The sequence below is a fragment of the Aquimarina discodermiae genome, assembly GCF_040786235.1.
GTDB lineage: Bacteria > Bacteroidota > Bacteroidia > Flavobacteriales > Flavobacteriaceae > Aquimarina.
The window spans coordinates 149015-161671 of sequence record NZ_JBFMKP010000010.1 but is presented as its reverse complement, the minus strand read 5'-3'; the positions used below and the strand labels follow the sequence as shown (position 1 = coordinate 161671).

14 protein-coding genes are annotated in these 12657 nt (G+C 32.1%); 8 read left to right on the top strand and 6 right to left on the bottom strand.

The genetic code is table 11. The annotated features are described in order from the left end of the window. Positions 1-201: 201 nt before the first annotated feature. Positions 202-570, top strand: a complete 369-nt coding sequence (locus ABW636_RS08390; RefSeq protein WP_367589518.1) for a cupin domain-containing protein — start codon at positions 202-204, stop codon at positions 568-570. A 19-nt stretch (positions 571-589) separates the two neighbouring features. Here ABW636_RS08390 and ABW636_RS08385 read toward each other — a convergent pair whose 3' ends face one another. Both ABW636_RS08385 and ABW636_RS08380 read right to left on the bottom strand, forming a co-directional pair. Continuing rightward, complete coding sequence (locus ABW636_RS08385) at positions 590-1477, bottom strand: MBL fold metallo-hydrolase (RefSeq protein WP_367589517.1); 888 nt, start codon at positions 1475-1477, stop codon at positions 590-592. Continuing rightward, the gene (locus tag ABW636_RS08380) at positions 1462-2223 is read right to left on the bottom strand and encodes a sulfite exporter TauE/SafE family protein (protein ID WP_367589516.1); all 762 of its coding nucleotides are present in this window, start codon (positions 2221-2223) and stop codon (positions 1462-1464) included. The genes ABW636_RS08385 and ABW636_RS08380 overlap by 16 nt, the downstream gene beginning before the upstream one ends. A gap of 119 nt (positions 2224-2342) precedes the next feature. Between ABW636_RS08380 and ABW636_RS08375 the strand changes: the two genes are divergently transcribed. Further along, the gene (locus tag ABW636_RS08375) at positions 2343-4076 is read left to right on the top strand and encodes a SulP family inorganic anion transporter (protein WP_367589522.1); all 1734 of its coding nucleotides are present in this window, start codon (positions 2343-2345) and stop codon (positions 4074-4076) included. 50 nt (positions 4077-4126) lie between these two features. On the opposite strand, the gene ABW636_RS08370 is transcribed toward ABW636_RS08375, so the two are convergent. From ABW636_RS08370 to ABW636_RS08360, 3 genes are all read right to left on the bottom strand, one after another. After that, a complete protein-coding gene (locus ABW636_RS08370; RefSeq protein WP_367589515.1) occupies positions 4127-5092 on the bottom strand; it encodes a peptidase associated/transthyretin-like domain-containing protein in 966 nt (321 codons plus the stop codon). Positions 5093-5316: 224 nt separating this feature from the next. Next, complete coding sequence (locus tag ABW636_RS08365) at positions 5317-5568, bottom strand: hypothetical protein (RefSeq protein WP_367589514.1); 252 nt, start codon at positions 5566-5568, stop codon at positions 5317-5319. 203 nt (positions 5569-5771) lie between these two features. After that, positions 5772-6410, bottom strand: a complete 639-nt coding sequence (locus ABW636_RS08360) for an alpha/beta hydrolase (protein ID WP_367589513.1) — start codon at positions 6408-6410, stop codon at positions 5772-5774. Between the two features lie 260 nt (positions 6411-6670). Between ABW636_RS08360 and ABW636_RS08355 the strand changes: the two genes are divergently transcribed. The 6 genes from ABW636_RS08355 (at position 6671) to ABW636_RS08330 (ending at position 12006) form a co-directional block, all read left to right on the top strand. Continuing rightward, complete coding sequence (locus ABW636_RS08355) at positions 6671-7096, top strand: PaaI family thioesterase (RefSeq protein WP_367589512.1); 426 nt, start codon at positions 6671-6673, stop codon at positions 7094-7096. A 1-nt stretch (position 7097) separates the two neighbouring features. Further along, positions 7098-8195 carry a chorismate-binding protein gene (locus ABW636_RS08350; RefSeq protein ID WP_367589511.1) on the top strand — a complete coding sequence of 366 codons (1098 nt, stop codon included), beginning with the start codon at positions 7098-7100 and terminating at the stop codon, positions 8193-8195. A 64-nt stretch (positions 8196-8259) separates the two neighbouring features. Beyond that, complete coding sequence (menD, locus tag ABW636_RS08345) at positions 8260-9984, top strand: 2-succinyl-5-enolpyruvyl-6-hydroxy-3-cyclohexene-1-carboxylic-acid synthase (protein ID WP_367589510.1); 1725 nt, start codon at positions 8260-8262, stop codon at positions 9982-9984. Between the two features lie 101 nt (positions 9985-10085). Then, positions 10086-10427: a DUF2853 family protein gene (locus ABW636_RS08340; protein ID WP_367589509.1), complete on the top strand. Its 342-nt coding sequence runs from the start codon at positions 10086-10088 to the stop codon at positions 10425-10427. 287 nt (positions 10428-10714) lie between these two features. Beyond that, entirely contained in the window at positions 10715-11008 is a 294-nt protein-coding gene (locus tag ABW636_RS08335) for a hypothetical protein (protein ID WP_367589508.1), read from the top strand. 164 nt (positions 11009-11172) lie between these two features. Then, the gene (locus ABW636_RS08330) at positions 11173-12006 is read left to right on the top strand and encodes a CvfB family protein (protein ID WP_367589507.1); all 834 of its coding nucleotides are present in this window, start codon (positions 11173-11175) and stop codon (positions 12004-12006) included. 80 nt (positions 12007-12086) lie between these two features. Here ABW636_RS08330 and ABW636_RS08325 read toward each other — a convergent pair whose 3' ends face one another. Next, positions 12087-12620, bottom strand: a complete 534-nt coding sequence (locus ABW636_RS08325; RefSeq protein WP_367589506.1) for a DinB family protein — start codon at positions 12618-12620, stop codon at positions 12087-12089. Between the last annotated feature and the right edge of the window lie 37 nt (positions 12621-12657).

Sequence of the window (12657 nt, the reverse complement as noted above, 5' to 3'; positions counted from 1 at the left end):
TTAACTCTTCTAAATCAAGAACAAACCTTCAAGAAAAGTAAAAACAAAAAACGACTCAAAGCATTGTTGAATACTAAATACAGAGAAAAAATCTTAGGGTTTTAAATGAAATTGCCCTGAGCTGTACCGAGTTATGTACATGTTTCATCAGAAAAAGGAAAAGAATGGAACATTTTTGGAGCTAAGATTATTGGTAAAATTATGAGTGATCAAACCGATGGTGAATATTCGGTTATTGTTACAGAAACACCTCCTAACGGAGGACCACCAATGCATGTACATACACATGAAGATGAGCTGTTTTATGTTTTAAAAGGAAACTACACTTTTCTTTATGGGAATGAGGTGATATATGCCAAACAAGGGGACTTTATTCGATTGCCAAAAGGGGTGCCTCATCGATTTATTAATAAAGATACGATTACTGGTGTTACTATGAACACTATTACGCCAGGAGGTTTTGAGAACTTTTTTATAGAAATATCTAAATATTCGGAAGCAGGAACGTTATCAAAACCTGTTATAGATTCTATTGCAGGTAAATATGGTATTGAGTTTTTAAAAAAGTAGCCATATACAGCTTTTAGTACTAATCAATAGTAGGATACCAATCCAGTAGAACTACTTCTATGGTAGGGTCTTTTGCTACTAATTCTTTAAATTTTACTACATCACTTAACCCTTTTGTGCTACGATAATGATAAGGATATACTTGTTTGGGTTTAAATGCTAATACTGCATCGGCAGCATTTTCTACAGTCATTGTATAAGGTAAGTTCATGGTTACAAAGGCAATATCTATGGCTTTAAGTGCTCTCATTTCTGAGATATCTTCTGTATCTCCAGAAAAATATAGTCGTTTGCTTCCTAATGTTACAACATATCCATTTCCTCTTCCTTTAGGGTGAAACTTTAAAGCTTCTTCTCGTAGATTATACATAGGGATAGCTTCAATAGGGACACCTTGTATTTCTTTTGTTTCACCGTTATTTATAATAATTAATTGTTCGGTATAATAAGCAGGTAGCTTTTCTGCTACCGCTTGGGGAACCACAATTTTTGCTTTTGCAATATCCAGATTGTTTAATGTTTCAATATTCATGTGATCCCCATGAATATCCGTAATCAATACAATATCTGCAGGTTTCTTATCGGTATATAAATTGGCTCCTCCGGATGGATCAATGTAGATGACTTTTTGATCGTATTCTATAATACTCGAAGCATGTCCTATAGCATCAATAAGGATATTATCAACTTGTATTTTTGTGGGAGCGACTTTTGCCAATTCGGCAGTGTTTTTATTGCTATTGGTAGTTTCTTCTTCTTTTTGTTGTGATTTACAACCTGTCAACAAGAAACCAATTAAAACGATATATAAAAGAGCTTTCATGGCAAGGAGGGTGTTTTTTAGAATGATAAAAGATAAGGATATTCCTGCAAATAATTTGGCAATTGCAATCAATTGTCTAGCCAAAGCTTAATAGCCATAGCGATGACCATAACAATTAAAAACAATTTTACTAAACCATCTCCTTTTTTTACAGACCATCTGCTGGCAATCCATCCTCCTGTAGCATTGCCAATAGCAAGGATAATACCATATAGATAATCTATTTGGTTATTGTATGCAAATATTGTAATGGCTCCGATGGTATAGATAAAAACGACAAATACCTTAACGGCATTAGATGTAACAAGATTTAATTTATTTATAGCTGTTAATGCTAATAAAATAAATATACCAACTCCTGCTTGTATAAAACCACCATAAATTCCGATAAAAAAAAATGCAATCATAGCTAACCAGAAATGTTTTCCTTTGGTTCTTTCTATCAAATTTGAGATCGTAGTTTTTGGTCTTAACACCATAAAAATGACCACAACAAGCATGACAATTGCTAAAATTTTATTAAAAAGATCTCCTTTTATCTCTATGGCAATTTGTGCCCCTATAAGAGAACCAATAAGAGCAGATATGCCTAAGTAAGCACCAAATTTATTTGGTTTAATGCCTTTGCTTTTAAAACCGGCAATAGAAGTAAAACACTGTATTAGTATACCAATACGATTGGTGCCATTGGCAATAACAGGAGGTAACCCCATAAAAATTAACATGGGTAAAGTAAGCAATGACCCACCGCCAGCTAGTGTGTTTATCACTCCGGCAATAAACCCGATAATTGCTAAACTTGGTAATAGAATAGTTTCGTTAATTTCCATTTTGGATATCAAAAATAAACAAAACATTAAAATGATCAATTCTTTTGGTATAACTTGTTAAACTATTGTAGATTTACCTAACTAACTAAAATAAGTACGTCGTTAAAGCATTATATAAAATAATTCCGTTTCTTCAGATATTTAGAGATAAAGAATATCATACTTCATCTTTTAAAGCCGATAGTATAGCCGGTATAACGGTTGGAGTCGTTTTAATTCCGCAAGCAATTGCCTATGCACTGCTTATGGGGGTACCTCCAATTTATGGGTTGTATGCATGTTTAGTTCCTTTGTTGGTATATTCATTTTTTGGCACCTCTCGACAATTAAGCATTGGACCTGTAGCGGTCACCGCTATACTTGTTATGAGTGGTGTGAGTGAACTTGCAACACCATTTACAGAAGAATTTGTAGAACTTGCAATTTTAGCAGGGTTATTAATTGGAGTCGTACAAATCTTAATGGGTTTATTACAAATGGGATTTTTGGTAAATCTGATTTCTCAACCAGTTATTTCTGGTTTCATTTCTGCTGCTGCAATTATAATTATAGCTTCGCAATTGAAGGGAGGTTTGGGGATTATAATTCCAGATTTTAAACATACACATCAAACAATATGGTATGCCATTACCCATATTACAGAAGTAAATTGGTTAACATTAGGTATTTGTATATCTTCTATATTGATTATTAGTCTATTAAAAAAGTGGAAGCGTTCTTTTCCTGGAGCATTAATGATGTTGGCACTTACTACATTGTTGACCTATTTTTTTAATTTAAAATCTAAAGGAGTAGCTATTATAGAAGACGTACCAAGTGGTTTACCTTCTTTTGATATTCCGACAATGAATTATGAAACGATAATGACACTTATCCCAACGGTATTAACTGTTACTTTTATAGGGTATGTTGGCAGTATTGGTATTGCTAAGTCTATGGAAATGAAAAACCGAGATCATATTGTTAGGCCTAATCAAGAGTTATTTGCGTTGGGTATTTCCAAAATTATTGGGGCGTTTTTTCTAGCAGTGCCTTCTTCTGGTAGTTATAGTAGAACTGCTATTAATGATGAGGCTGGGGCAAAGACTGTTGTTTCTTCTATTATGGCGGTGGTCATGGTTATTTGTTCCTTACTTTTTTTGACTTCTTTTTTCTATTATATTCCAAAAGCAGTGTTGGCAGCGATTATTTTGGTTTCTGTATTGGGGTTGATTAATTATGAGGAAGCTAAATATTTGTTCAAACTTAGAAGAAGGGATTTTGTTGTGATGATTATTACCTTTTTTGGCACCCTGATTTTTGGTGTAGAAAATGGTATTTTTATAGGAGTAATTTTATCCTTTGTTTTCTTACAATATTATAGCGCCAGGCCTCATATTGCAGAATTGGTAAATATACCTGGTACAGAATATTATCGAAATATTAATAGGTTTCCCGATGCAATTCAGTCTACAGAGTATTTGATAATAAGGTTCGATAATCAATTGTATTTTGGTAATTCAAGTTATTTTAAGGATACTATTTTGGGTTATATTTCAAAAAGAAAGCCACTACCTAAATTTCTGATTCTTGATAACACAAATATGCATGATATCGATAGTACAGGTTTGCACGTTTTAGAAGATATTAAACAATATCTTGATACTCTAAATATTGGATTGTTGATGGTTGGAACTATTGGGCCAGTTAGAGACTTTTTGAAAAGATCAGGTTTTACAGATACATTAGGTATATCTCATCATTATTTGACAATTACAGATGCCGTAGATTATGCAGAAAATAGAAAGGCACACACAGACATACATGAAGCGGCTATACAATTTAACCAAAAACGCAGATCATTTTTGGACTAAGCTGAGCTTTTACTAAGAGAATATATTGTTATAGAATAAAAAAGTGGTTATTAGTCTTCTTCGTATAGACGTAATTTTAATCCCATTCCGTAATTAGTAAAGTTTTTTTGTATCAAATTATTGGTTTTACTATAGTTATGATCAAAGCGTTGCCAAGCCTTGTTTTTAAAAAATACTCTTCTAGTAAATGTTCTATAGTTATTTATTTTATTGGTAAACGGTAATAGTGGCCTAAAGGTAGTAGAAACTTTGACAACTCCTCTACGGGTTTCTATTTCACTATATTTTTTAGTTTGTTGCAAAACCCCTTCTTTATCAGCATATCCTAGCACTTGCATAGAAATAAAAAATCCTTCTTTAGGGATATAAATTTTATCCTTCAGAATATCTAATTCAAAATTAGTTTTATCTTCATTGGTAATCCTAAAGATAATATCATCATATGCTAACCTTTTGCCCGGAGATCCATTATTATTACTATAAAATTGAATTTTAAATAAGGTAGAGAAATACTGGGGCCTCGTTGTATTCTTATTAGAAGATTCTGTTTTAATAGGCAGGTAGATAGAAGCAATCTTGGTAGGTTTTGCAGAGTTTTTTGGAAAAAAAACAGCAATCTCAGATTCTACAGTAGGTAACCAACAACTAAAATAATCATTATGTACTTCTGAATTTATTTTTTTTGTTTTGAATTTCCTTTTTTTCTCTGCAGTAACCAGTACCTCTTTTAATTCATCGACCTCCTGTTCTAAGAATATTTTTGATGGTAATGAATTGGTTGCTAATTTTCGTTCTTTGTACCCTACAGAAGAAATGTAAAGGGAATCTATATCTGGATACCACTTTTTGGAGAATCTAAACATACCATCTGCATCTGCAAATGTACCATTTCCATTACCAAACGAAATCGTTGCATATGAAATAGAGGTGTTTTGCACCGAATCAATAATAGAATAGGTCTGAGAATAGGTAAGTTGTGCTAAAAAAAGCAGTAATAAGGGGAACAGCTTTTTCATGGGGTCAATGGGGATTTTAGGACTAAAATAACAAAATATATTAATTATAGTACGATTATCATGCCAAAGACCAATAAAAAAAATAGAATTTACTTATGGAAAATGAATAGTTAAATAATTGAAATGCAATAATTTATATTGGGGAAAAGAAAAATTATTGCATTTACCATAGCAACTATATTACACAAGCGATGTGCAATAAAAGTTTTATTTTGTATAGTTTATTATGAAAAATCTTCGGTAAGATAATACATAAGTTTGCCTTTGTCGGTAAAACTTTTAATGGTAAGGATTTCTCCGCTAATTTTATCATAGATTACTTCGACAAATAATAAGTCTACATAAAAGATACTATAATAAAAATCACGGTTTCTATCATTTATGGAAAATAAGTGCATTCCACGGTTCCAAATGTCTTTGTATTTTAGGTCTAGGTGACGAGAATTGAATTCTTTCTCAAGAGTAATTTTTTGCATAAGTTATCATTTTAATTAAGGGCAATGTAAAAATACGGAAAAACCGTAACATATGCAAGTTATTTTTATAAAAACCAGTGTGTTATGATACTATGTTTACTTTTTAATAGTTTATTTTTTGGTTTGAGGTTAACAATAAATGTGCTTGAATCTAGCTAATTTGCCAATATTAAATAAAATAATGGGGAAATTTACTATTACCTTCAATATAAGTTAATAAGGGTTTTTGAGTCTAACTCGTGACCTCCAGAATGCGTTCTAAAATCTATTCTGGGAAGTAGTTCTTGAAGACGTTTTTTTTCTTCTATGATTTCCTCAATTTTAAAATAAGGATCTTTTTCGCCCAAAATGTGTGTGATTTTTGTTGTTTCGGTCAAAAATGAAAGGTTTTCTTTGGTCAATTCTTTTGGAAACCCACCAGAAATCATAACCAACGCTTTGCATTGTACTTTACGGGTAGCAATCCATCTGGCGGCTATACTAACTCCTTGAGAGTATCCTAGAACCACTAAATGTGTATCCTCTGAAATATTTTCTGAGGCTACAATCGAATCGATGTATCGCAAAACATTATCGGTTTCTATAGATGTATTTTCTCGGGTTAACCAACTAGACCCAACTCTACGATAATCTTCTCCTTTATAATATTTAGACGGTGCCTGAGGAGCAATAATATAATTTTCTGTTTTATCTAAATTTTCGAAAGACCTTATAAAATAACGACTTAGATATCCGATTCCATGAAAAACCAACCAAACATTCTTAGTACGAGAAGTAAGATTATTAAGTGTCGTGTATGTATTTGTTGTGCTATAAGATATTTCCTTTTCTGTCGTACTCATATTATATCGATATAAAACACTTGATTACTTAAGTGTTCTACAAATTTACAGGAACTTCTAATACCAATTCTACATAGAATTGGTATTAAAAGTTCATTATTAATTGGGTGCAAGATATCCTGTTTTTCTTTTTTAAGAAATAGAAAGCACAGGTTTTATTGATCAAGAAAGCTTATTTTTTCAAACTTTAGATAATAACAAATCAATGGTACTAGAATTATTAGTTTGCATTGTATATTTTTGTTTTAAATTTTCTGCAAATGAATCTGACCAAAGATGAAATATTAGAGGGGTGTGCCAAAATATGCAAAAACACATTAATGGAAACACTGGATATCACATTTTGTGATGTTGGCAAAGATTTTTTAACGGCAAAAATGCCGGTTACATCAAAAGTATACCAACCAGATGGTGTTTTGCATGGAGGGGCAATGGTTGCACTTGCAGAGAGTGTAGGAAGTGCGGCATCTTTTATATTTCTGGATGCCAAAGATTTTTATATAAGAGGTATAGAGATTGCTGCAAATCATGTTAAGAGTGTAAGAGAAGGGTATGTTTTTGCAAGAGCAGAGATTGTTCACAAAGGTAGAACAACACAATTATGGGATATAAAAATAAGAGATGAGGAAGATAATTTAATTTCGGTAGTTAAATTAACTACCATAGCGCTTCCAAAAACAAAATAGCATGAGCATAACACATTTTTATGCTAGTATCCAAAAGCAGTTAGAAAAACAATTACCTTTTGTTGCGTATAGAAAAGCTGGAGAAAATAGTATTCAAACTTTTCTTCAGAAAAATGATACTTTATTTAAAACCCAGGATTATGCTGATACTGGATTTGTATTTGCTCCGTTTGATAGCCAGGATAAGGCAATTATAATTCCTTCAGAGCATAGCACGTATGCTACAGCTATTGTTGAACTAAACAATACGACCCAAACGATAAAAGATCGAAAAGTTTTTGAGCATTTCTCAAATTCGAATTATAAAAGCGATACAGTTCAATCTATTCATCATAATTTGGTAACCAAAGGAATTGAAGCTATTTCTGCAAATCATTTTAAGAAAGTGGTATTGTCTCGTTGCGAAGCGATTAAAAGGCCTGTTGTAGATCCTATAGAGTTATTTAAACGTTTGTTGCACAATTATAATAATGCATTTGTATACGTATGGTACCATCCAAAAGTAGGTACTTGGTTGGGAGCAACACCAGAAACTTTAATTAAGATAGAGGATAATAACTTTTTTACGATGGCCCTGGCTGGGACACAAGCTTATGTAGATACATTGAATGTAGATTGGGGTAAAAAGGAATTAGAAGAACAGAAAATGGTCACTTCTTTTGTAGTAAGTCAATTGTCTTCTATTGTTCAAGAAGTACAATGTTCTGATACTTATACTCATAAAGCTGGGACATTGTTACATCTTCGCACAGATATAAAAGGAGCCTTAAAAATTAAAAATTCTAGCATAAAAGATATTATTGAGGTATTGCACCCTACACCTGCTGTTTGTGGACTTCCTAAAAGTGAAGCTAAATCTTTTATTTTAGCAAACGAAGGATATGCCCGTAAGTACTATACAGGATTTTTGGGTGAGCTCAATATTATTAGAGATGATAAGAAGGAAACTAATATTTTTGTCAATCTTCGTTGTATGGAGCTTGCTCAGGATAGGGTAAAGCTTTATGTTGGAGGAGGAATAACCAAAGATTCTGACCCAGAAAAAGAATGGGAAGAAACGGTAAAGAAAACAGAGACAATGAAAAAAGTGCTACTCTAATAGGAAAACAATAAAACCAAAAACTTATGGTAAGTAAGCAAGATATTATATTTTAGCACCCCTAATGAAGAAACGTTTATATTCTAAAATTCCGGTAGCACAATCGATTGTAACGTTGTGCGAAGCAAAAGGAATTAATCATGTTGTTATTTCTCCGGGATCTCGTAATGCTCCTTTAATAATTGGTTTTACAGAGTACCCAGATATGCATTGTTATAGTATTGTTGATGAGCGATGTGCTGGGTTTTTTGCGTTGGGAATTGCCCAACAAATCCAACAACCTGTTGCTCTGGTATGTACCTCGGGGAGTGCATTGTTAAACTATTATCCAGCAATTTCAGAAGCATTTTATAGTGATATACCTTTGGTTGTATTGAGTGCAGACCGACCTATCGAAAGAATTGATATTGGCGATGGGCAAACGATTCGCCAAAAAAATGTATTTAGGAATCATATTTTATATTCTGCAAATTTATATTCTGAAATTGTACCACAATCAGAAATAAGTGATCATAAAGTCCTTCAGAAACAACACGAAGCACAAAAACATAATGAGCGAGAAATAAATATTGCACTTAATAGGGCAATAGAGCAAATGGGGCCTGTTCATATTAATGTTCCTTTTTATGAACCGTTATATGATAAAATAGAAGCCCCTACCGTTGCTCCCATAAATATTCCGTTAGAAAAACCGTATTATCAATTCTCTGAAGAGTTAGAAACTGAGATGATTCATAAATGGAATCATGCGAAACGAAAAATGATTCTTATAGGGGTTAATTCGCCAGATACTATCGATCAAAAATGGATAACACATTTTGCTAATGACCCTTCTGTTTTGGTACTTACAGAAACGACTTCAAATTTACATCACCAATCACATATAAATTGTATAGACCAATTAATATCTACGTTAGATGATAAAGAATTCGAAGTTTTACGTCCCGATATATTACTAACCATAGGAGGAATGGTAGTTTCTAAGCGAATAAAAGCGTTTTTGAGACAATATCAACCCAAATCTCACTGGCATATTGATTCTAAAAAGGCTTTAGATACGTATTTCTGTCTTACAGAGCATATTAAATTATTACCCAATACTTTCTTTAGTAGGTTTGCTCCAAAAATTGATGGAGTCAATAGTAATTATAAACCCTATTGGATTTCGGTTAGAGACGCTAGAAGAGAAAAACATAAAAGATATTTAGAACAAATAGATTTTACAGATCTCAAAGCTTACGAAGCAATTTTTAAGGAGCTTCCTGATCACAAAATGCTTCAGCTTAGTAATAGTTCTACAGTACGATATGCACAATTGTTTAGCCTTAACCCTACATTCAAAGTGTTTTGTAATCGAGGTACCAGCGGTATTGACGGAAGTACATCTACTGCTATAGGAGCTGCTTTAATCTCTAAAGTACCTACAATTTTGTTGACTGGTGATCTAAGTTTTTTTTATGATAGTAATGCCTTGTGGAACAGTTATATACCCGCTAATTTTAAGGTTATATTGATTAATAATGAAGGAGGAGGGATATTTAGAATCTTGCCTGGTAAAGAAGAAAGTAGTAACTTTAATACATATTTTGAAACAACACACAATCTTACCGCAATTCATTTATGTGAAATGTTTGGTTTTGATTACAGTGCCGCTTCTGATTTGGAAGCAGTAACTGAAGGAGTCAAAAGGATATGTCAAAATGATAATAAACCCCAGTTACTAGAAATTTTCACACCAAGAAAAGAAAATGATAGTACGTTAATCGATTATTTTAAGCATTTTAACTAAAAAATGTAATTTAATATACTTTTAAGATTAATTATTCATTTATGATTCATCTATATTTGATTTATAATAATATTAACTAAAAACCTAAACATTAACATCCTATGAGTAAAAGAGACGAATTAATAGTTAAGTACGCTGCTGATATTAAAGATAAAATTGGTCAGTCACCGGATATGGATCTTTTGACAAAAGTTACTATCGGTTGCGGACCTTCAATTTATAATGCAGATGCTGCAACTGTATCTGGTAGTGACCAAAGTGAATTGGACACAGTAAAGAAAAACTTTTTGATTAAAAAATTAGGTCTTTCTGATGGGCCAAAACTAGACGATGCGATTGCTTCTGTAATCGATCAATACGGAAAATCAAATAGAAATAAGTATAGAGCAGTTGTATATTATCTTTTAACAAAGCATTTTGGAAAAGAAGCAATTTATAACTAATAAGACTTTTTTATAGTATCAAAAAGGTGTACAATTTTGTACACCTTTTTTGTTTTGTATAGTTTCTGAAATTAGCTATTATATCTTATGGGAAGTTGAGTTTCATATTAACTTATTGTTTTTTAGTTTGTTATTGTCGGTTCGTGAAATATGATGAAATATTTTTTTTACAAGTAATTTTATAAATTCGGAAAAGGTTAAATAATACAAAGCGCTAGGATTATTTAAAATGGCAAAGCCTTATGGCCAAAAACAATAAGGATATTAACCAATAAAAGATAATTAAAATGTCTGATACACTTACACAAGAAAAAATAACAGTAGGAGGATATACTGCTTATGGACCTTTAACTCCAGAAGCTAAAAAGATTTTTTATGAAGTATTTCCTGATGGAGTGCACGGAAATGCTGTTTACACTCCTTTTCAGGTTGCTAACCAGGTTGTTGCAGGAGTTAATTACAAATATAAGTGCAATGTTCAACCTAAAAACCCATCAATTCCTATTGTTTGGGAGTCGGTTGTGGTTATTTATCAACCACTAAAGGGAGAACCTGTTTTAAAGAGTATTAATCCTATTTAAAAATAAAAACTCTTAAATCCTAAAGGACCATCCAAAGTAATTTGGATGGTTTTTTGATTTAGAATAGTATTTAAAAGATTTAAAATTTTATTTATATAGAATAAAGATTTGTATGCTTCTTTTATATTGTCTTAAAAAATTATCTTTGCAAAAAAAATCAAGTAATGCTTAAACTAGGGGAATACAACGTTTTAGAAATAGTAAGAGAAAGAGATCAGGGAGTTTACCTTTGTGATGATGACGGAAACGAGGTTTTATTACCCAATAAGTATGTTCCAGAACATTTTCATATTCGTGATAAGCTAAAAGTATTTTTATACCTGGATAGCGAAGAACGAATTGTTGCAACCAACCTAGAGCCTTATGCTACAGTAAACACTTTTGGGTATTTAAAATGCACCAGTGTTTCTGATGTTGGAGCTTTTTTGGACTGGGGGTTAGAAAAAAACCTTTTTGTACCATTTAAAGAGCAGGCTTCAAAAATGCGTGTAGGGAGTTGGTATCTTGTTTATGTATATATAGATGAAAAAACTGATAGACTGGTAGCTTCTAGTAAAACAAACGCGTTTTTAGATAATTCATTAGTATTATTATCCTCTTATGATCAAGTAGATTTGATTGCGTCTCATCCATCACCACAGGGTTGGAATATGATTGTTAATCAAAAGTATCTTGGATTGATATATAGTGATGAGATTTTTCAAAAAATTACTGTAGGAGATGAGCTAAAAGGATATATAAAGAAAGTTCGACCAGATGGCAAAATTGATCTTACACTACAACGACATGGGTATAGAGGTATAGAACCCAATGCACAGCAAATATTAGAAGAACTAAAAGCAAATGGAGGTTTTATGGATTTGAATGATAAATCTGATCCAGAGGATATTAAAGAAGCTTTTCAATTAAGTAAAAAAAGCTTTAAAAAAGCCATAGGTACACTTTATAAAGAGCGAAAGATTGTTATTGAAAAAGACGGAATACGATTGGTAGAGTAACAAAATTATTAAGATAAAACCTACATTATATACTCAAAGACCTGTAAAACTTTATATTTTACAGGTCTTTGAGCATAATATTATTCTAATACTTTTCCTAAAAACACATTGTATTTTGAGTGAATAGGATTTTCTGTAGTTCTTCTAAAAGAAACAATCTGACCCGTATGGTACATAGCGTCTGCAATAGGGCCGTTGATTGCGTTCCAGAACGGAAACTCACGTTTCTCAGATTCTTTAGTGTTCTGGATAATAATTTTAAATTTTTCAATCTCCTTTTCTGTTTTCCCTAAGCAAAGTTCACTTGCTTTTTTGATATTTTGTAATGTTTTTTCTCTTAAGTCATTAAATGTAAGAGGAGACAAATCATTTTGGGTAAGCCTGATACAAGTCTTACCTTGTGGAGAATTAACAATTAGAATAGAGAGCCAATACATATGTTCGATAGTGGTATAGGCGCTCATAGCTTCTTTAGAAGGTTTATAATGTAAATCTTTTTCAGATAAACCTTCTGTTGCCCAGTAATATCTGTTTCCTAAGCCATCAAGAAATCTTGAGACTATATTGCCTGATGAAAAATTTTCTGGATAATCGGGTATTTGTTTATAAGACATGTATTGATGTTTGATATATGATTGATATATCAAATGT

What these genes read in the sequence shown, in the direction of transcription:
- ABW636_RS08390 (WP_367589518.1), top strand. Translation starts at nt 202, where the DNA reads ATGAGTGATCAAACCGATGGTGAATATTCGGTTATTGTTACAGAAACA.
- ABW636_RS08380 (WP_367589516.1), bottom strand. Translation starts at nt 2,223, where the DNA reads ATGGAAATTAACGAAACTATTCTATTACCAAGTTTAGCAATTATCGGG.
- ABW636_RS08370 (WP_367589515.1), bottom strand. Translation starts at nt 5,092, where the DNA reads ATGAAAAAGCTGTTCCCCTTATTACTGCTTTTTTTAGCACAACTTACC.
- ABW636_RS08365 (WP_367589514.1), bottom strand. Translation starts at nt 5,568, where the DNA reads ATGCAAAAAATTACTCTTGAGAAAGAATTCAATTCTCGTCACCTAGAC.
- ABW636_RS08360 (WP_367589513.1), bottom strand. Translation starts at nt 6,410, where the DNA reads ATGAGTACGACAGAAAAGGAAATATCTTATAGCACAACAAATACATAC.
- ABW636_RS08355 (WP_367589512.1), top strand. Translation starts at nt 6,671, where the DNA reads ATGAATCTGACCAAAGATGAAATATTAGAGGGGTGTGCCAAAATATGC.
- ABW636_RS08350 (WP_367589511.1), top strand. Translation starts at nt 7,098, where the DNA reads ATGAGCATAACACATTTTTATGCTAGTATCCAAAAGCAGTTAGAAAAA.
- menD (WP_367589510.1), top strand. Translation starts at nt 8,260, where the DNA reads ATGAAGAAACGTTTATATTCTAAAATTCCGGTAGCACAATCGATTGTA.
- ABW636_RS08340 (WP_367589509.1), top strand. Translation starts at nt 10,086, where the DNA reads ATGAGTAAAAGAGACGAATTAATAGTTAAGTACGCTGCTGATATTAAA.
- ABW636_RS08335 (WP_367589508.1), top strand. Translation starts at nt 10,715, where the DNA reads ATGTCTGATACACTTACACAAGAAAAAATAACAGTAGGAGGATATACT.
- ABW636_RS08330 (WP_367589507.1), top strand. Translation starts at nt 11,173, where the DNA reads ATGCTTAAACTAGGGGAATACAACGTTTTAGAAATAGTAAGAGAAAGA.
- ABW636_RS08325 (WP_367589506.1), bottom strand. Translation starts at nt 12,620, where the DNA reads ATGTCTTATAAACAAATACCCGATTATCCAGAAAATTTTTCATCAGGC.